We start from the raw sequence: 17,429 nt of genomic DNA on the forward strand, positions 1-17,429 counted from the left end.
CAATCGTTAAATCTGAATGGGGTTTGCCTTGGCCAGCGCATCAAAGCGCATCAAAGTGTCAATAAGTTGCGGCATCTGGTCAAGATAGATCATATTGGGGCCGTCAGATGGCGCATTGTCAGGGTCCTGATGGGTTTCAATGAACACAGCTCCGACACCCAATGACACTGCCGCACGCGCCATGACCGGCGCAAACTCCCGCTGACCGCCAGAGGACCCACCTTTGCCACCTGGTTGCTGTACCGAATGCGTTGCGTCCATCACGACCGGGTAGCCCGTTTTCGCCATCTGCGGCAGGCCGCGCATATCAGCAACCAGTGTGTTGTATCCAAAAGATGTGCCGCGTTCCGTCAGGAGGATATTCGTGTTTCCCGTGCTTTCGATCTTGTCAACGATGTTGCCCATTTCCCAAGGCGCAAGAAACTGACCTTTCTTGACGTTAACGGCTTTCCCGGTTTCACCAGCAGCCAGCAACATATCCGTCTGGCGGCAGAGAAAGGCGGGAATCTGCAATACGTCTACGGCCTCGGCCGCTAGGGCACATTGGGATTCAGTATGAACATCAGTCAGAACAGGAATACCCATCGAGTTGCGAATATCGCTCAGAACTTTCAATCCAGCGTCAATACCCAGGCCACGGACACCGGACAAGGAAGTACGGTTAGCTTTGTCATATGACGCCTTGAAAACGTACTGTGCTCCGGCCGCATCGCAGGCCTCTTTCATTTTGCCGGCGATCATCTGGGCATGATCGGCGCTTTCAAGCTGACATGGACCGGCAATGATTGTCAGAGGCAGATCATTGCCGACCGTGAGATCGGAGATTTTTACATGTTTCATGTGTCTTACGAGGATACCTGTTCACGAAGGACCGACGCGGTAAGCGAGATCAACAGGTAGATACCAGCAAACAACAGGAATGCCAAAATCGTATTTTCGAATTTCCTCGGATAGGTCGGATCCTGGCTGGGAACCGGGTTCACTGAGACGGTCAGATACCGTACCTTGCGGTTGGCCTCGGTCCGGGTGGTTTCCATTTGCTGCATGGCTGCTTGCAGCATCATGTCCCGTGCAGCCAGATCAGCCTGCGCAGTCTGGATTCGCAAGGTCAGACGCACCAGCGAGTTTTCGCCAGCCGAGACATCCAACATCTCGGCGTTCAGCTCCTCCAGCACTTCTTCGAAGCGCGCAATTTCGGCGCGTACACCGTCCACTTTGGCCTGATTGGGCCGCAGATTGTCTAAAAGCGAAGCCAGTTGCAGTTCTTTATCCTGCAATTGCGCCTCAAGCGTGTTTATTCGGCCGCGTAGGCCGGCAAGCACGTTTTCTGGGTCTAGCAGAGCGCCTTGCAGCTGCGCTTCGATCAGGGCTTCCTGCGCTTTGTTGCGCGCCTCCTGCGCCAGTTCGAAACTGGCCACGGCGTCGCGCATCTGGTCTTCGCGTTTCAGTTCGGACAGTCCGTTGATGGTGTCTTCGGCATAGGACAGCAACCTGTCCGAGATCGCGACTGCGATATCAGGTGTGGGCGCGGCGACCTCCATTCGGATGATGCCGTCGCTGGGGTCATAGCCGATGGTGATCATCCGCATGTACAGCTTGTGGGTCTCTTCCAGACTTGCGTCGGGCGACAGACGCTGGATCGGATCAATCCAGTCCTGTTTGAATATCTCGGAAAACCCCATATCGCGCTCAAGCCGTAGCAGAGCGTCCTTGGATTCCAGAAATTCCTGCGTGGCAACCGAGTCCTGCGCGGTTGCGTATTGGGTGCCCGCCAAGAAACCTCCGAATGAGGCTCCGCCGCCATCCGCTTGAAGTATGGAGAAGGCCGAATCGCTGGCATACATCGGCGTTGCAAAGCGATAGAAATAAGTCCCGACCACAAGCGTCGGCAGCAATACAAACACTGCCAAACGCGCAAACAGAGCAAACAGTTTGCGCCTGCGGCGGCGCGCGATGTCCTTCTGAATTTGCCCGATCTCATAGTTGCGCCGTTCCGCGGGGCTCATCTCGGGGCCGGGCAGAGTTTCGGGCGATTGCAGAATGGGCTGAGGCAGTTGGATCGTCACCTTGTCTTTGGTTTCATCTTCGACACGCTTTTTCTCGGCGGCAAGGTCCAGCAGACTGCTGCGTTCGAATGGGTCGATACCCTTTTTGCGCAACAAGCGCACAGCATCATAATCCGAGTCCGCCTCGACCCCGTTTTTCTGCGCCAGCTTTCGCGCAATGCGAAGCTGCCGACCGGTTAGCCCCTCAGCCTTGATCTTTTCCAGCTCAGAGGTCTGTGCATCATTGGCCGCCTCGGGTGGTTGCGTCGCTTTGCGAATGCGTGAGATCGCGTCGGCGCGGGCCTCGGCATCTGCCGGACCCTGACGTTTGCGTCGCCAGTTGTATATTCTAGCCTTGGGTTTGGTAGTCATACAGTTGTTTTGCCTCTTCCAAGGAGTCGAACACATGCAGTTGCCCATCGACAAGGACAGCGGCCTGCTGTGCAAATTTTTCTAACACGGTCGGGTTGTGCGACACGATCACCAATGTCGTCGTCCGAAGCCTTTCTTGCAGGATATCCCCTGCTTTTCTGTTAAATTCGACATCCGTCGTGGCGGGCATGCCCTCGTCAATCAGATACATGTCGAAGTCCAGCGCCAGCATCAGCGCAAAAGTAAACCGCCCCCGCATCCCCGAGGAATAGGTCGCCATCGGTTGATCGAAATACTCGCCCAGACCACATAGCCACTTGCAATAGGCTTCGACATAGTCGGGGTCCATACCATAGATCTTGGCGATATAACGCGCGTTTTCCAGTGCCGACAGTTTGTTGGCCACGCCACCCGTAAACCCCATTGGAAAGGACACCCGGCAGGATTTGCGGATGACGCCTTCGTCCGGCTTTTCCAACCCCGCCATCATGTTGATCAACGTGGTTTTGCCCGTCCCGTTCGGGGCGAGAATGCCGATTGAGGTGCCAAGTTCGACCCGGAACGAGACCCGGTCCAGGATTACCTTGCGGCGTGTCCCGGTCCAAAAGGACTTACTGACATTCTCGAACTCAAGCATTTTGGGCCTGTCTGCTTATTCTTGCCGCAGCCGGACGGCGTGATCTCATGACTCATGTCCGGCCATGTTGGCGGCATTATGTCCAGTTTTGCACATGATGATCAATCCGCGCTGCCGCAGGCTGTTGTTATTGTGACTTTTCCATCTGTTGGTTCTCGCCACTGCGGTGACTATCTTTGTTGCCAAGTGTCAACCACTGTGCTTCAGGAAACCTTGCGATCTGATGAATTCCCTCGAAAAAGACATCGCCGCCTGCAGAATCTGCGCCGACAGGTTTGCCGCAACCGAAACGGCGCATGAACCACGCCCGGTCGTCTGGTTTCGGCAAGGTACCCCGATCCTGATCGCAGGGCAGGCGCCGGGCGCGCGGGTTCATGCCTCGGGCCGTCCGTTTACGGACCCCTCGGGGGATCGTCTGCGCGACTGGTTGGGGATCGGGGAAGACGTTTTTTATGACCGCGCTCGTGTCTCGATCGTGCCAATGGCCTTTTGCTTTCCGGGCTATGACGCGCGCAAGGCCGATCTGCCGCCGCCACCGATCTGCGGGCAGACGTGGCATGACAAGGTGATGCAGACGCTGGGTGATGTGCCGCTGACTGTGTTGGTCGGGGGGCATGCGCATAAATACCACCTCAAGGCGCGCGGGTCCGTGACCGAGACGGTACGCAACTGGCAGGACCATGCGCCGCGCGTCTTTTCCTTGCCTCATCCGTCGTGGCGGAATACGGCATGGATGAAGAAAAACCCGTGGTTCGAGGCCGACCTTCTGCCGGTCCTGCGCGCACGGGTGCAAGAGGTTCTGAATGACTGACATGACCGCTCTGGACTCGGCCCATTCCGGGATGGAGGCCGCGCCGCAGGACGATGCCGCCCGGTTGCGGTTCTTTGAGCGGCTGGCCGATAGCGAACTGTTCCTGCTTCTGACCGAAGAGGCAAAGGGCGAAAACATCTCGCCCGAGTTGTTTGACGTGGTCGATGGCCGCTTTGTTCTGGCGTTCGACCGCGAGGATCGTTTGGCGCGCTTTGCTGAACGCCCTGTTCCCTACGTCGCCCTGTCAGGGCGGGTGTTGTCGAATATGTTGGCCGGGCAGGGCATCGGATTGGGCCTGAATCTTGAGGTCGCGCCGTCCTCGATGCTGATCCCGTCCGAGGCGCTGGGCTGGTTGGCGACCACCTTGCAGCACGCGCCGGAAGAGGTGCAGCAGCACTTGTCGGAATTCCTGCCCCCAGTCGGTTTGCCCGACGATCTACTGACGGCTTTGGATGCCAAACTGGCAACGGCCGTTGGTCTGGCGCAATCCGCCTATCTGGTCGGCACCAAGACATCTGAGGGGGGGACCGGCCACCTTCTGGGTTTTGTCGGCGCGGTTGAAGGGGCGGAAGCGGCCTTGGCCAAGGCCGCGTCCGAAGCGCTGACTTTTTCAGGGATCGAGGCGGGCGCAATGGATGTGGGTTTTTTTGCAGCCCACGACGCTGCCGCGTCCGCTCTGGCGCAGGTGGGGCTACGGTTCGATTTACCGCAGCCGGAAACCTCTAGGCTCCTGCGGACCGCGCCGGGCAGTGACCCGGAAAAGCCACCAATCCTCAGATAAATAGGGCCTCACCAGATCCCGGCGAGGCCCGACAGGTTTATTCTGCAGCAGCTTCCAGCTTGTCCTGCGTACGGGTTTCAAAGTCGCTGGCTTCGTGGCGCTCATGAAGCTGCAAGTGCTTTTCGCCAAAGGGGCGGTTCACCATGCGTCCGCGCAGAACGGCTGGGCGTGCATCGATCGCTTTGGCCCAACGCATGACATTCTTATAGGATTCGACGTCCAGGAATTCGGCCGCATCATAAAGGCGACCCAGAACCAGTTGCCCATACCAGGGCCAGATGGCCATGTCGGCGATGGTATAGTCTTCACCAGCAATATAGGTGTTCTCCGCCAGTTGCTTATCCAGAACATCAAGCTGACGCTTGGTTTCCATTGTAAAGCGGTCGATCGGGTATTCGAATTTCTCGGGCGCATAGGCGTAAAAATGGCCAAATCCGCCGCCCAGATAGGGCGCGCTGCCCATCTGCCAGAACACCCAGTTCATCACCTCGGTCCGCTCGGGTCCTGACTTGGGCAGGAAGGCGTCAAACTTTTCGGCCAGATGGAACAGGATCGAGGCGCTTTCGAAGACGCGCACTGGCTTGTCGCTGGATCGGTCCCACAGCGCAGGGATTTTCGAGTTTGGGTTGGCTTCGACAAAGCCCGACCCGAACTGATCGCCTTCACCGATATTGATCAGCCACGCATTATACTCGGCTTCTTCATGACCCAGGGCTAGCAATTCTTCCAGCAGTACCGTGACCTTCACGCCGTTTGGCGTGGCCAGTGAATACAGCTGCAGGGGATGGCGTCCGACAGGCAAATCCTTATCGTGGGTTGCACCGGCGATGGGGCGGTTGATATTGGCAAACTGCCCGCCATTCTGACTGTCCCATGTCCAGACCTTCGGGGGGGTATAGGTCGATTGCTCGCTCATCTCTTGCCTTTCTCAGCAAATCTGGGGTGAATTGTCCGTCCGTCACAACAGCTAATATTGCAAAGCGCCGAGTCCAACCCCGGTTGTTTGCTTCTTTCTGTAACATTCGGCAGGAATAGTCTCACGTTTCTTCATTCGACGTCACAGGCCCGCGAGCAGGACTGCTCTGTCGGCTGGAATCACCTATTGTCTGAGCAGACCCGGAACACGGGTGCCCCTTAAACCTGAGGACAAAAGGACGACCTATATGAAACGTTTTGCCCTAACCGTTGCAGCGACCCTGGCTTTCGCTGTTCCCGCTTTTGCCGGTGATCAGTATGTAGACGGTACCGGATTCGCTGTATCGGGTTACGATGTTGTAGCCTACCGCAGCCTGGATCAGGCCCCGGTTGGTCAGTCCCAGCCAGAAGGTGTGCGTGGCCGTTCCGACATCACCGCAGAATATAACGGTGCGACATGGGCGTTCTCGACTGAAGAGAACCGCGACAAGTTTCTGGAAAACCCCGCCTATTACGCACCGGAATATGACGGGCACTGTGCCTATGGTGTTTCGCGCGGCGGTAAGGTTCCGGCAAACCCGAACCTGTGGCGCATCGTTGATGACAAGCTGTACCTGAACATCACCGATGTAGTTGTTGGGTTCTTTGAAGAAGACATTCCGGGCAACATCAACCTGGCCGAAGGCAACTGGCCGGGGATCGAGCCTGCGAAAGCATCGACTGCAGTCATTCCGAAATTCACTTCGAAAGGCCCGATCTCGAACTAAGGGTCCACTCACAGAAAAGCCCGGCTGTCTATTTGCCGGGCTTTTTTACGTTTTGATCAGCTTGCCAGGCAGAATTCGTCTCGTATCTGCTTACTTGCATCAAAGCGGATACGCACGTTTTTGGCGCCGGGGAATTTGCGATCGCGGATTGTATCTGGAACGACAACCTCTCCACCGCCGGTTTCCTTAGCCTGAAAGCTCAGCACTTCGGTTTCGGTACGGCGTGCACCAGCTAGAACCGAAGTGGGCAAAGCCACCCGGTTTTGCCCCTGCCGAACGGGCGAGGACACGAAATAGGTCAGGTTACGGCCATGAAAGCCGACCGCCTCGGGGATGTGATCGGAATCGGCAATCGAGTCAGCGGTGCAAGTCTCGTCCGCGCCGCTGGCACCTCGCGGAAGCGCTTTGTTCAAAAGCGTCCGGCAGGCATCGATATCGGTAATATCCAGCGAGATGACCCGCTTGCGCAATTTCGGACGTCGTGGTTTGCCGGTCTGCGCGCCCTTGCTGACCAAACCTTCCAGCCGCAACAGGTCATAGGCTTCTTTCGCACGGGTAAATTCCGAGCTGTCGCCCCTGGTTCGATCAGAATGCACATTGAACGCAATGTTGCGCCACGCTTGTCTGATATCCTCAGAACCGGCGGTCTGATCTAGGCCAAGGGCGGCCAGCGCCGCAGCGCGGGCCTTCATCTTTTCAACAGCTTCCATACCCAAAACACTCGTTAAAACAACAACGTGCTCTTAGTGTTGGGATGGCCGCATTTTTGTCAAATTTGATGGTTTTTTGAGGCTAAACGTAGAACAATCCCGCCATGCACTGCAGGATTGTTCTGGTGAATGTGCTTGTGAGAGCCGACTTTTCGCTCAGGCCACGTTTTGCAGATCGGCTTTAGGCGTAATGCCCAAGGCGAAACAAACGTTGCGGGTCAATTCGGGGCGATTCAGCGTGTAGAAATGCAGCTTGTCCACACCGCCCTCGATCAAATCCGAGCAGAGCTCGGTGCACAGTGCGGTTGCCAGCAAGTCTTCGCGGTCGTCGCGGATCGCCTTGTCAAAAGCCTGTTCAACCCACGCGGGGATACGTGTGCCGCAGCGTTTGGCAAAACTGCGCGCGCCCTTCCAGTTTTCGATGGGCAGGATGCCCGGCACGATGGGCTTGTCGATGCCCGCCTTGGCGCACGCATCGCGGAAGCGAAAGAACGTCTCGGCTTCGAAAAAGAACTGTGTCAGCGCCTCGTCGGCTCCCGCGTCCAGCTTGGCTTTCAGCCAGTCAATGTCCGTACGGGCGCATTGGGCCTCGGGGTGGATGTCGGGATAGGCACCCACGCGGATGTTGAAGTTTCCAGTGTCAGCCAGTGCCTTGATCAGTTCAACCGAATTGGCAAAACCTTCCGGGTGAGGCACGAACTTTTCCTGTCCTTTGGGGGGATCGCCGCGCAAGGCCACGATGTCCCGCACGCCTGCTTTTGCAAAGGAATCGGCGATTTTCAGGGTTTCTTCGCGCGTGGCATCCACACAGGTCAGGTGCGCGGCAACCGGCAGGCCGGATGATTTGTGCAAGGTGGCGACCGCGTCGCGAGTCAGCTCACGTGTTGTGCCGCCTGCGCCGTAGGTGACCGAGACGAATCGGGGCTCAAGCGGGGCGAGCGTTTGAACCGTATCCCAAAGGCGGAACGAAGCTTCGAGCGTTTGGGGCGGGAAGAACTCGAATGAAATCTCAGGTTGGGTCATCATGGCCTCGCATATTCCAGTTGTGGGTCTTGTGCCATGTGACGCATTGTGAGACAAACTCATATTCCTCAAGAACAACATGAGTTCCATTGAATGCATATCGAATTTCGGCACCTGCGCACAATCAAGGCGATTCATGAGTGCGGCGGGTTGGCCCGCGCGGCGGATCAGTTGAATATCACTCAGTCGGCGCTGAGCCATCAGATCAAAGGTCTTGAGGATCAGGCCGGCGTGGAATTGTTCCTGCGCCGCTCCAAACCGATGAAACTGTCTGCGGCGGGGCTGCGCCTGTTGCGGCTGGCCGAACAGATTCTGCCGCAGGTCGAAGCGACGCAGCAGGAGTTCACCTCGCTGCGCGATGGGCGCACTGGTCGAATGCATATCGCCATCGAGTGCCATGCCTGCTTCGAATGGCTTTTTCCGGTGCTGGAATCCTTTCGCAAATCCTGGGGCGATGTGGATGTAGATATCCGCCCCGGTCTGGCCTTTGACGCTTTGCCCGCGCTGCAAAAGGAAGAGGTCGATCTGGTCGTCTCGTCCGACCCTGAGGACCTGCCGGGGGTCGAGTTCATCAAACTGTTCGACTATGACGCGGTGTTTGTTGCGGCCTCGGCACACCCATTGGCGCAGAAGAATTTCATCGAGGCCGAGGATTTTCGCGGCCAGACCCTAATCACGTACCCGGTCGAGCGCACCCGGTTGGATGTATTCAGCCAATTGCTGATCCCGGCGCGGGTAGAACCAGCCGCTATTCGGCAGGTGGAACTGACGGCGGTGATCTTATTGCTGGTCGCATCAAATCGCGGAATTTCGGTGTTGCCAGACTGGGTGGTGAGGGAAGTGAAGTACAATTCAGACTATGTGACCCGCCCGCTGACCAAGGATGGGATCACCCGTAGCTTGTATGCGGCAGTGCGGGCTGAGGACCTTGAAAAACCCTATGTGCAGGAATTGATCGACCTTGCCGGAACCGAGGCGCGCAAGCTGCAATCGCAATAGGCGGGAAACGCGGGTCTGCTATGCGCATCAAGCCTCTTGGCAAGGGCGCATTGCATCAGTATACGCGCGGTTTGACCGAACAGGAGCCGTGGGACAATGGTAGGCAGTGCAAACCTCAACATCATGATCAAAGCCGCGCGCAAGGCGGGGCGGTCTCTGGTCAAGGACTTTCGTGAAGTCGAGAACCTGCAAGTCTCGATGAAAGGCGCGGGCGATTTTGTCTCCAAGGCCGATATTGCTGCTGAAAACATCCTGAAAGAGGAACTGCTGGGTGCCCGCCCGACCTATGGCTGGCTGGGTGAAGAAGGCGGCGGGCAGGCCGGTGAAGACCCGACACGCCGCTGGATCGTTGACCCGCTGGACGGCACCACCAATTTCCTGCACGGGCTGCCGCATTGGGCGATTTCTATCGCTTTGGAACACAAGGGCAAGATCGTTGCCGGCGTGATCTATGACCCCGCCAAGGATGAGATGTTCTTTGCCGAAAAAGGTGAGGGCGCGTGGATGAACGACACCCGCATCCGCGTTTCGGGCCGCCACCGCATGATCGAGTCCATTTTCTCGACCGGTTTGCCCTTTGGCGGACGTTCTGATTTGCCTGCGACCCTTCAGGATCTGGCGCGGATCATGCCCACTTGCGCAGGCGTGCGCCGCTGGGGCGCTGCGGCGCTGGATATGGCCTATGTGGCTGCAGGCCGTTACGAGGGCTTCTGGGAACGCCGCCTGAACGCGTGGGACGTGGCTGCTGGTATCATCATCGTGAAAGAAGCCGGTGGCTTTGTGCAGGCTCTGAACCCCGAAGGTAGCGTCTTGGAAGATGGCGAGGTTATCTGTTCGAATGAACCGATCTTCGACCAGTTCTCGAAGGTGATCCGGGGCTGACTTGCAGAACCCTGAGACGAACAAGCGCGCCCTGTCCGAGGCGCGCTTTTTTGTTGTCGGCAGCACAGGCGATCAAGGCCGCCAATGTCGTGCAAGGATATGCATCTACCGGCGCGGGATTCGGGGGATGCGGGATTGTGACAGTTTGTATGTATGCTCGGGGTGCGGCGGGTGGCCATGTGTTCGGTTCCAATACCGCGTACCGCCCCGCCGGGCCCAAAGCGGGATGCACAAAAGCAGACCGACAAAGAACCCGCCGGTATGAGCCCAATAGGCAACGCCGCCTTCGTCCGGGTTGCTGGCAAGGCTGCCCAGGAATTGCATCCCCAGCCAGACCCCCAGCATGACGAAGGCCGGGATGGTGAAAACCCGCACATAGACGATCAGGATCAGCAGAATATCCACGCGGGCCTTAGGGAACATCAACAGGTATCCCCCCATGACCCCGGCGATTGCACCAGAGGCCCCGATGGTCGGCACCACTGATCCCGGGGCCGTCAGGACGTGGATCAGGCCTGCTCCGATACCGGCCATCGTATAGAAAAGCAAAAAGGGCAGGTGGCCCATCTCGTCTTCCAGATTGTCGCCGAATATCCAAAGGAACAGCATGTTCCCTGCCAGATGCATCCAGCCGCCGTGAAGGAACATTGAGGTGAACAGCGTCTCATACGCGACCCCGTCTTCGATCCGGGCCGGGATGACCGCGTAGTCGAAATAAAGCCGGTTGAGCAACCGCGCGTCATTCATGATGCCTACATAACTGAGGAAAATCAGAATGTTCGCGGCCATCAGCAGATAGACGACGTATGGGGTGCGCCCCGAGGGGTTATGGTCACGGATCGGAAACATGGCGCGACGCTGGGCTTTCGGGCGGGCAAGGTCAAGGTACGTTTACGCAGCATACGGCATGGTGGCGAGGTGTGTGACGAAGACTTGAACGAGCCCAAGGGTTGACGCAGCCTGTCTGCGCGTCACCATAGACACATGAAACACATCGCCTCAGCCTTTGTCGTGCTGGTCGCAGGCACCATCGCTGCCCATTCACAGGACTGTCCCGCCGCTCCGGATCACTCGGACGGGGTGGCCGGGATTATCTCTCAAATTCAACAGGCCGAGACCGAGCGCGCCGCGCAGGTTTTGTCGGGCAAGCTTTGGGAGTTTTGGACAGATGCACCGGATAGCAAGGCACAAGTCGCGCTGGACAGGGGGATGACACGTCGTAGTCAAAGCGATCTGCTGGGCGCAATCGAAGACTTCAACTCGCTGATAGATTACTGCCCATCTTATGCCGAAGGGTATAACCAGCGCGCCTTCGCCTATTTTCTGGGCCGGGATTATCAGGCCGCTCTGCCGGATCTGGATCGGGCAATCGAACTGTCGCCCAATCATGTGGCAGCAATCAGTGGGCGTGCACTGACTTTGTTAGGGCTTGGGCGGATCGACGAAGCTCGCGAGGCTTTGGAACAGGCGCTGGAGCTGAACCCGTGGCTCTCTGAACGCCACTTGATGGACCCCGGAGGGCCGTTGGCACCACAAGGCCAAGACATCTGAAATACAAAACCCCCGACCAAACAGGCCGGGGGTTTTCGATCTTGGGACTTAGCCGACAAGACCGTTATCGGCGCGTTTGATCGCAATGACCGACGAGCGCGGCGTGCCGCCGTCGGGCCAGTTGCTGCCGGGGTGCTGGATGCCGACAAACATGGTCCGCAGGTCTGTGGACCACGCCAGACCGGTCACCTCACAGCCGTTCGGGCCAGTCATGAAGCGTGCAATCTCACCGGTCACGGGATCACCAACCAGCATCTGGTTGTTGCCGTTGCCTGCGAAATCTTCCTCGTTGTCGTCATTCCCGTCTGTCTGGATCCAGATCAGACCGGTCGAATCGATCACCATACCGTCGGGCGAGTTGAACAGGTTGCCCTCGTTCACGTTGGGCGAACCGGCGCGGTCATCGGAATGCACGGTGGGGTTGCCTGCCATGACGTACAGGTCCCAATCGAACGCTTGGGCGGCGTGGTCGTCATTGGCCGGACGCCAGCGAACGATCTGACCATACTTGTTGGCTTCACGCGGGTTGGCCGCGTTGACCGAGGTATCATCACCACCGGCGTTTGGCTTGACGCCGCGGTTCTTGTTGTTGGTCAGGCAGCAATAGGCCTCGACCGCGACCGGGCTGGAGGCGACCCATTCGGGGCGGTCCATGGTGGTGCCGCCCGCTTTGGAGGCGGCCATGCGGGTAAAGATGCGAATCTCGGCATCGTCCATTCCGGTGGTTTCCGCGGTCAGAGCCAGCCATTCACCCTTCATGTCGTCGTTGAACTTGGCGACATAAAGCGTGCCGTCGTTCAGCAGGCTCTCGGTTTCACCACCGGGCTGATAGGTGCCGTTCGAGACGAACTTGTACAGGTATTCACCACGTTCATCGTCGCCCATGTAGACAACCACGCGACCGTCGGCAGCCAGGGTGACTTCGGCGTTCTCGTGCTTGAAACGACCCAGACCAGTGTGTTTGACAGGGGTGCTGTCAGGCTTGGTTGGGTCAATCTCGACGATCCAGCCTGCGCGATGCGGCTCGTTGGGGTTCTTCGAGGTGTCAAAGCGCGGGTCAAAGAACTCGTAACCGTTCCAGCTTTCGGCCTTGATACCGTAGCGCGCCATACCGTCCGAGACCTTCTGGTCATAGGCGGCATTTTCATCCGACGAGCCGAAGTAGCCATTGAAGTTCTCTTCGCAGGTCAGATAGGTGCCCCAGGGCGTCTTGCCCGCACCACAGTTGTTCATGGTGCCCAACGAGGTGGTGCCGGTCGGATCAGCCTCGGTTTTCAGCAGGTCATGACCGGCTGCGGGGCCAACGATTTTCATCGGAGTGTTATGATGAATACGGCGGTTGAAGGGGCTGTCTTTGACAACAGACCAGCCCTCAGGGCCTTCGGTGATTTCCATGACTGTCACGCCTTGAATGTTCTGCAGCTTCAGAACATCGCCTGCGTTTGCCGGAACACCTTCCGTAGCGGCCGGCAGGTTGATCTTGCGGTTGGGGTATTCGTGGTTGATCGCGATCAGTTCATGACCCTGGAACGAGAAGGTTTCCATCCCGTCAGTGTTCTCACCAAAGATACGGTCGGATTTTTCGACCGAACCACCATCGGCGATGTCATAGCCGTCGGCATCCGAGAACAGCGGATCGCCCCAGCGCATCATGACTTTCCATTCGTACCCTTCGGGGACGTGAACGGTGCCGTCGGTCTGGGCTGCGATCGGGGTAAAGGCAAAGCGCGACGCGTCAGCGGCCTGTGCCGAGGTCGAGCTGAGCAGACCTGTGCCCATTGCGGCAGCGCCCGATCCAAAGGCCACCACACCGGCCAGAAATCCACGGCGGGAAATGGCGCTTTCGACCACGCGGTCAAAGTCGTTTTCCTCGGGGCGGGGGAAGTGCAGCTCGTCCCAGTCGTCTGCGGAAAGTGTGGTGTTGTCGACGTCTTTCATGGATGGCTCCTGGCTAAAATGAAAGTTGATGAACGGCATTTAAGAGGTCTTTGTGACAGGTTCTTAACAGCGCCATTAAAGCCGCTGTATTTCGACCTGAAAATAGACTCATTTTTGATGCGCTGAAACGCGCCAAAGCCCTGTCTGCGAGACGCAAGCAGGGTTTTCAGTCATCAAAGCGGATTGATCACATCGTCGTGATTGGGTTAGCGCAGCCGCTGCCCATCAGCATTGAACCGATACGCTTTTTCGGGCGCGAACCCAAGACGCAGGTCTTGGCCTTCGGATATTGCGTGTTGCCCGAACAAGCGCGCCGTCACCGAATGGTTCTGAACGGTCGCAATGACGTTGGTATCACCGCCCAGCTTTTCGACATGGCTGACCTGCGCTGACAGGGGGCCGTCGTCAGACAGGAACAGGTCTTCGGGGCGAATACCAAGGGTGTCTGACCCCTGGTTTAGCAGGCTTTCGGGCAGGAAGTTCATCGAAGGAGATCCAAGGAATCCCGCGACAAACTGGTTGGCGGGGTTATTATACAGCTCCATCGGGCTGCCAATCTGTTCGACCCGCCCATCGCGCAGAACGACGATCTTGTCGGCCAGCGTCATCGCCTCGGTCTGGTCGTGGGTGACATAGATCATCGAGGCATCCAGTGCCCGGTGCAGGTTTGCAATCTCAATCCGTGTGTTCATCCGCAGCGCCGCGTCGAGGTTCGAGAGCGGCTCGTCAAACAGAAACAGTTTCGGCTCACGCACGATAGCCCGCCCGATGGCGACGCGTTGGCGCTGACCGCCGGACAGCTCAGATGGATAGCGGTCCAGATATTCCTCAAGGTTCAGCATCCGGCTGGCGCTGGCGACGCGCTCTTCGATCACCGCTTTGGGCTGCTTCTCTTGTTTCAGCGCCAGTGTCATGTTCCCGCGCACGTTCAGATGGGGATAGAGCGCATAGCTTTGGAATACCATCGCGATGCCACGTTTCGACGGCGGCACCAGATTGACGGTCTGGCCGTCGATATTGATCTCACCCGAGGACGCATCCTCCAACCCTGCGATCACCCGCAGCAGGGTGGATTTGCCACAGCCCGAGGGGCCTACGAAAACGACAAACTCGCCTTCTTCGACCTCAAGCGAGATGTCTTTCAGGACATGCACCTCGCCAAAGGACTTGTTCACATTGGTTAGGGTCAAAGCGGTCATGATGCGGGTACCTTAAGCGAAACGGACTGGCCGGTGCGGATGCTTTCATCGGCGGCCAGACAAATGGCAAGGGATTGGACGGCGTCATTCTTATGGCGCGTCAGGTCGATATCGTCAGCGATGGCGCGCAGCATATAGGCTTGCTCGGCGTCACAGAGTTCTTGATGGCCGGGTTCATCGGGCATCTCAACCGTATGGTCGCCGCCCGGAGTGTGGATCAACAAGCCGCCGACCTTGGTATGGCCGTCAATATCCGCCGACGCGCCCTTGTTGCCATCGGTGATCGAGACCGAGCCGTTGGGCGAGACGATGTCTTTCACGAAAAACGCGGTTTCGGACATCATCGGGCCCCATCCGGCCTCGTACCAGCCGACCGAGCCGTCCTCGAAAATCACCTGAAACTGGCCGTAATTATACATGTCGTCGGCGATCTCATCGGACAGGCGCAGGCCCATGCCATGCACGCGGACGGGCTGCGCATCGGTGATCTGGCACATCACATCCACATAATGCACACCACAATCCACGATGGGCGAGGTCGTCTGCATCAGCGCCTTATGTGTCTCCCACTCAGCGCCTGAGGATTGCTGGTTCAGGTTCAGGCGGAACACATACGGCCCGCCCAGGTCCCGCGCCTCGGCAATCAGGCGCATCCAAGAGGGGTGGTGGCGCAGGATATAGCCCACGACCAGTTTGCGGTTCAGGCGAGTGGCGGTTTCGACCACGCGCCGTGCATCGGCCACGTTGGTGGCCAGCGGCTTTTCGACAAACACATGCGCGCCAGCCTCCATTGCGGCGCAGGCGAAATCGGCGTGGCTGTCGGAATAGGTGGCGACGACCACCAAATCGGGTTTGGTCTCGGCCAGCGCGGTGTGGAAATCCGAATAGGCGGGGTATTGGCCCAGCTCGGGGTGATCCACGTGGCCCGAGCGGTTCACCAGCCCCACGATCTGCGCGTCCGCGTGGTTGTGATGAGCCAGCGCGTGGCTGAGACCCATATTGCCAAGGCCAGCGATCAGAACTTTGGTCATTTGACAGCTCCCGAAGTGATGCCGCGGATCAGTTGGCGCGAAAAGATGACATACAGAACCAGCACTGGCAGGATCGCCATCGACAGGGCCGACAGAACCGCGTTCCAGTCGGTGACGAACTGTCCGATAAAGACCTGACTGCCCAGCGTGAGCGTCTTGGTTTCTTCAGCCGGGGCGAGGATCAGCGGGAACCACAGGTCATTCCAGATCGGGATCATGTTGAACACGGCCACGGTCGCCATCGCGGGCCTGACCAGAGGCAGAACCAGTCGGAAAAAGATCGTATATTCCGACAGCCCGTCGATACGGCCCGCGTTTTTCAGATCATCACTGACCTGTCGCATGAACTCCGACAGGATGAACACGGCCAACGGCAGCCCTTGCGCGGTGTAAACCAGGATCAGCGCCCAAAGCGTGTTCACCAGCCCGGTGGCCACCATCATCTCAAGGATCGCCACAGTGCCGATGCGTATCGGGATCATGATCCCCAGCGCCAGATACAGCCCCATCAGCAGGTTGCCCTTGAACTGATATTCCGACAGCGCGTAGGCCGCCATGGCCCCGAACAGCAGGATGAAAAACAGCGATGCGACGGTGACGATCATAGAGTTCTGGAAGTAGAGGAAGAAATCCCCCTGCTTCATTACCGTCTCATATCCGATCATGGAAAAACTGTCGGCATTCGGCAGCGCCAGCGGCTCGCGGAAGATCGCGCGGCGGGATTTGAAGCTGTTGATGATGATCACAAAAACCGGGAACAGGGCGATCAGCGTGTAAAGGATCAGCGCCCCGTGCATCGCGGCGGTATTCAGCGGGTTATGACGTGCTTTGTTCATCGCTGGCCCCTCACAGTTGATACCGGCGCATCCGGGTCTGGATGCCGAACAGGTAAATGCAGACGCCCACAAGGATGATCGCGAACATGGCCCCGGCGATGGCGGAACCCATATGCGGGTCGCCCAATTGCAGTTGGAACCCAAAGAAGGTGCGGTACATGAAGGTGCCTAAGATATCGGTCGAGAAATCCGGCCCCGCCAGCGCGCCTTGTGCGGCATAGATCAGGTCGAACGCGTTGAAATTGCCCACGAAAGTCAGGATCGAGATGATCCCGATCGAGGGCAGGATCAGCGGTAGTTTGATCTTCCAGAAGGCCGAGGCCCCGGTGATGCCGTCGATCTCTCCGGCTTCAAGGATTTCCTCGGGGATGGTCAGCAGGGCGGCATAGATCAGCATCATCGGGATGCCCACAAATTGCCAGACCGAGATCAGCGCCAGCGTGGTGAGCGCATATTCCTCTTTCCCCAGCCACGGCGCAAACAGGGATTTCAGGCCCACGGCATCCAGCATCGACGGCGCGATGCCCCAGATGGGTGACAGGATCAGTTTCCATGCAAAGCCCACGATCACAAAGCTCAGGATCGTTGGGATGAATATCGCCGACCGATAGAGCGCCGAGAACCGCAGGCGCGGGTGGCTGAGCAGGGCTGCCAGTGCGATCCCGATGGGGTTTTGAACAAGCATATGGATCAGGAAGAACCAGAAGTTGTTGCCCAAAGCGTTCCAGAACTGCTCGGACCAGATGGGATCGAAAAACAGCGTTTGAAAGTTCTGCAAGCCCACGAACACGCGGCTCTGATCCACTTCGGAATAGAGCGCCAGCCGCAGCGTGTTGAACAGCGGGAAGATCATCACCGCCGTATAGACCAGCACAGCAGGGGCCAGAAACACGACGATATGCCAGCGGAAGCGGGGGCGGTTCATGGGTCAG

18 protein-coding genes are annotated in these 17,429 nt (G+C 58.0%); 6 read left to right on the top strand and 12 right to left on the bottom strand.

All coding sequences use genetic code 11. The annotated features are described in order from the left end of the window. Nucleotides 1–6 precede the first annotated feature (6 nt). Genes kdsA through GOV79_RS00650 form a run of 3 tightly spaced genes read right to left on the bottom strand, consistent with a single transcriptional unit; the run spans nucleotide 7 to nucleotide 3,054 of the window. Nucleotides 7–840, bottom strand: a complete 834-nt coding sequence (gene kdsA, locus GOV79_RS00640) for a 3-deoxy-8-phosphooctulonate synthase (RefSeq protein WP_170788204.1) — start codon at nucleotides 838–840, stop codon at nucleotides 7–9. A 5-nt stretch (nucleotides 841–845) separates the two neighbouring features. Continuing rightward, complete coding sequence (locus tag GOV79_RS00645; protein ID WP_170788205.1) at nucleotides 846–2,417, bottom strand: KpsE/RkpR family capsule polysaccharide export protein; 1,572 nt, start codon at nucleotides 2,415–2,417, stop codon at nucleotides 846–848. After that, a complete protein-coding gene (locus GOV79_RS00650; protein WP_170769075.1) occupies nucleotides 2,395–3,054 on the bottom strand; it encodes an ABC transporter ATP-binding protein in 660 nt (219 codons plus the stop codon). Before GOV79_RS00650 ends, GOV79_RS00645 begins: the two co-directional genes overlap by 23 nt. Before the next feature lie 223 nt (nucleotides 3,055–3,277). On the opposite strand from GOV79_RS00650, the gene GOV79_RS00655 reads away from it, so the two are divergent. Continuing rightward, complete coding sequence (locus GOV79_RS00655) at nucleotides 3,278–3,865, top strand: uracil-DNA glycosylase family protein (RefSeq protein ID WP_170788206.1); 588 nt, start codon at nucleotides 3,278–3,280, stop codon at nucleotides 3,863–3,865. Then, a complete protein-coding gene (locus GOV79_RS00660) occupies nucleotides 3,858–4,646 on the top strand; it encodes an SseB family protein (protein ID WP_170788207.1) in 789 nt (262 codons plus the stop codon). Before GOV79_RS00655 ends, GOV79_RS00660 begins: the two co-directional genes overlap by 8 nt. 37 nt (nucleotides 4,647–4,683) lie before the next feature. On the opposite strand, the gene yghU is transcribed toward GOV79_RS00660, so the two are convergent. Next, a complete protein-coding gene (gene yghU, locus GOV79_RS00665) occupies nucleotides 4,684–5,562 on the bottom strand; it encodes a glutathione-dependent disulfide-bond oxidoreductase (protein WP_170788208.1) in 879 nt (292 codons plus the stop codon). 247 nt (nucleotides 5,563–5,809) lie between these two features. Between yghU and GOV79_RS00670 the strand changes: the two genes are divergently transcribed. Next, nucleotides 5,810–6,328, top strand: coding sequence for a YHS domain-containing (seleno)protein (locus tag GOV79_RS00670; protein WP_170783904.1), 519 nt, complete (start codon nucleotides 5,810–5,812; stop codon nucleotides 6,326–6,328). Nucleotides 6,329–6,384: 56 nt separating this feature from the next. On the opposite strand, the gene GOV79_RS00675 is transcribed toward GOV79_RS00670, so the two are convergent. Both GOV79_RS00675 and metF read right to left on the bottom strand, forming a co-directional pair. Further along, nucleotides 6,385–7,038 carry a J domain-containing protein gene (locus GOV79_RS00675; protein ID WP_170788209.1) on the bottom strand — a complete coding sequence of 218 codons (654 nt, stop codon included), beginning with the start codon at nucleotides 7,036–7,038 and terminating at the stop codon, nucleotides 6,385–6,387. Between the two features lie 156 nt (nucleotides 7,039–7,194). Then, on the bottom strand, nucleotides 7,195–8,061 hold the full coding sequence (gene metF, locus GOV79_RS00680) for a methylenetetrahydrofolate reductase [NAD(P)H] (protein ID WP_170788210.1): 867 nt from the start codon (nucleotides 8,059–8,061) through the stop codon (nucleotides 7,195–7,197). A gap of 93 nt (nucleotides 8,062–8,154) precedes the next feature. On the opposite strand from metF, the gene GOV79_RS00685 reads away from it, so the two are divergent. Beyond that, nucleotides 8,155–9,060 carry a LysR family transcriptional regulator gene (locus GOV79_RS00685; protein WP_170788211.1) on the top strand — a complete coding sequence of 302 codons (906 nt, stop codon included), beginning with the start codon at nucleotides 8,155–8,157 and terminating at the stop codon, nucleotides 9,058–9,060. A 96-nt stretch (nucleotides 9,061–9,156) separates the two neighbouring features. Then, nucleotides 9,157–9,942: an inositol monophosphatase family protein gene (locus tag GOV79_RS00690; RefSeq protein WP_170788212.1), complete on the top strand. Its 786-nt coding sequence runs from the start codon at nucleotides 9,157–9,159 to the stop codon at nucleotides 9,940–9,942. Nucleotides 9,943–10,047: 105 nt separating this feature from the next. Here GOV79_RS00690 and GOV79_RS00695 read toward each other — a convergent pair whose 3' ends face one another. After that, nucleotides 10,048–10,791, bottom strand: coding sequence for a rhomboid family intramembrane serine protease (locus tag GOV79_RS00695; protein WP_170788213.1), 744 nt, complete (start codon nucleotides 10,789–10,791; stop codon nucleotides 10,048–10,050). Nucleotides 10,792–10,926: 135 nt separating this feature from the next. Here GOV79_RS00695 and GOV79_RS00700 point away from each other — a divergent pair, with 135 nt between their 5' ends. Further along, nucleotides 10,927–11,493, top strand: a complete 567-nt coding sequence (locus GOV79_RS00700) for a tetratricopeptide repeat protein (protein WP_170783913.1) — start codon at nucleotides 10,927–10,929, stop codon at nucleotides 11,491–11,493. Nucleotides 11,494–11,541: 48 nt separating this feature from the next. Here the strand turns inward: GOV79_RS00700 and GOV79_RS00705 are convergent, their stop codons facing one another. The 5 genes from GOV79_RS00705 to GOV79_RS00725 all read right to left on the bottom strand — a co-directional run bounded on the left by GOV79_RS00705 (nucleotide 11,542) and on the right by GOV79_RS00725 (nucleotide 17,422). Then, on the bottom strand, nucleotides 11,542–13,431 hold the full coding sequence (locus GOV79_RS00705; RefSeq protein WP_170788214.1) for a PhoX family protein: 1,890 nt from the start codon (nucleotides 13,429–13,431) through the stop codon (nucleotides 11,542–11,544). A 206-nt stretch (nucleotides 13,432–13,637) separates the two neighbouring features. After that, nucleotides 13,638–14,630: an ABC transporter ATP-binding protein gene (locus tag GOV79_RS00710; protein WP_170788215.1), complete on the bottom strand. Its 993-nt coding sequence runs from the start codon at nucleotides 14,628–14,630 to the stop codon at nucleotides 13,638–13,640. Then, nucleotides 14,627–15,661 carry a Gfo/Idh/MocA family protein gene (locus GOV79_RS00715; RefSeq protein WP_170788216.1) on the bottom strand — a complete coding sequence of 345 codons (1,035 nt, stop codon included), beginning with the start codon at nucleotides 15,659–15,661 and terminating at the stop codon, nucleotides 14,627–14,629. Before GOV79_RS00715 ends, GOV79_RS00710 begins: the two co-directional genes overlap by 4 nt. Further along, complete coding sequence (locus tag GOV79_RS00720; protein WP_170352414.1) at nucleotides 15,658–16,497, bottom strand: carbohydrate ABC transporter permease; 840 nt, start codon at nucleotides 16,495–16,497, stop codon at nucleotides 15,658–15,660. The genes GOV79_RS00715 and GOV79_RS00720 overlap by 4 nt, the downstream gene beginning before the upstream one ends. A gap of 10 nt (nucleotides 16,498–16,507) precedes the next feature. Next, entirely contained in the window at nucleotides 16,508–17,422 is a 915-nt protein-coding gene (locus GOV79_RS00725; RefSeq protein WP_170352415.1) for a carbohydrate ABC transporter permease, read from the bottom strand. Nucleotides 17,423–17,429 lie beyond the last annotated feature (7 nt).

It is taken from the genome of Ruegeria lacuscaerulensis (assembly GCF_013034745.1).
Lineage (GTDB): Bacteria > Pseudomonadota > Alphaproteobacteria > Rhodobacterales > Rhodobacteraceae > Ruegeria > Ruegeria lacuscaerulensis_B.

Excerpts from the sequence above, each read along its gene's own strand:
- kdsA (WP_170788204.1), bottom strand. The coding sequence starts at position 840 with ATGAAACATGTAAAAATCTCCGATCTCACGGTCGGCAATGATCTGCCT.
- GOV79_RS00645 (WP_170788205.1), bottom strand. The coding sequence starts at position 2,417 with ATGACTACCAAACCCAAGGCTAGAATATACAACTGGCGACGCAAACGT.
- GOV79_RS00650 (WP_170769075.1), bottom strand. The coding sequence starts at position 3,054 with ATGCTTGAGTTCGAGAATGTCAGTAAGTCCTTTTGGACCGGGACACGC.
- GOV79_RS00655 (WP_170788206.1), top strand. The coding sequence starts at position 3,278 with ATGAATTCCCTCGAAAAAGACATCGCCGCCTGCAGAATCTGCGCCGAC.
- GOV79_RS00660 (WP_170788207.1), top strand. The coding sequence starts at position 3,858 with ATGACTGACATGACCGCTCTGGACTCGGCCCATTCCGGGATGGAGGCC.
- yghU (WP_170788208.1), bottom strand. The coding sequence starts at position 5,562 with ATGAGCGAGCAATCGACCTATACCCCCCCGAAGGTCTGGACATGGGAC.
- GOV79_RS00670 (WP_170783904.1), top strand. The coding sequence starts at position 5,810 with ATGAAACGTTTTGCCCTAACCGTTGCAGCGACCCTGGCTTTCGCTGTT.
- GOV79_RS00675 (WP_170788209.1), bottom strand. The coding sequence starts at position 7,038 with ATGGAAGCTGTTGAAAAGATGAAGGCCCGCGCTGCGGCGCTGGCCGCC.
- metF (WP_170788210.1), bottom strand. The coding sequence starts at position 8,061 with ATGACCCAACCTGAGATTTCATTCGAGTTCTTCCCGCCCCAAACGCTC.
- GOV79_RS00685 (WP_170788211.1), top strand. The coding sequence starts at position 8,155 with ATGCATATCGAATTTCGGCACCTGCGCACAATCAAGGCGATTCATGAG.
- GOV79_RS00690 (WP_170788212.1), top strand. The coding sequence starts at position 9,157 with ATGGTAGGCAGTGCAAACCTCAACATCATGATCAAAGCCGCGCGCAAG.
- GOV79_RS00695 (WP_170788213.1), bottom strand. The coding sequence starts at position 10,791 with ATGTTTCCGATCCGTGACCATAACCCCTCGGGGCGCACCCCATACGTC.
- GOV79_RS00700 (WP_170783913.1), top strand. The coding sequence starts at position 10,927 with ATGAAACACATCGCCTCAGCCTTTGTCGTGCTGGTCGCAGGCACCATC.
- GOV79_RS00705 (WP_170788214.1), bottom strand. The coding sequence starts at position 13,431 with ATGAAAGACGTCGACAACACCACACTTTCCGCAGACGACTGGGACGAG.
- GOV79_RS00710 (WP_170788215.1), bottom strand. The coding sequence starts at position 14,630 with ATGACCGCTTTGACCCTAACCAATGTGAACAAGTCCTTTGGCGAGGTG.
- GOV79_RS00715 (WP_170788216.1), bottom strand. The coding sequence starts at position 15,661 with ATGACCAAAGTTCTGATCGCTGGCCTTGGCAATATGGGTCTCAGCCAC.
- GOV79_RS00720 (WP_170352414.1), bottom strand. The coding sequence starts at position 16,497 with ATGAACAAAGCACGTCATAACCCGCTGAATACCGCCGCGATGCACGGG.
- GOV79_RS00725 (WP_170352415.1), bottom strand. The coding sequence starts at position 17,422 with ATGAACCGCCCCCGCTTCCGCTGGCATATCGTCGTGTTTCTGGCCCCT.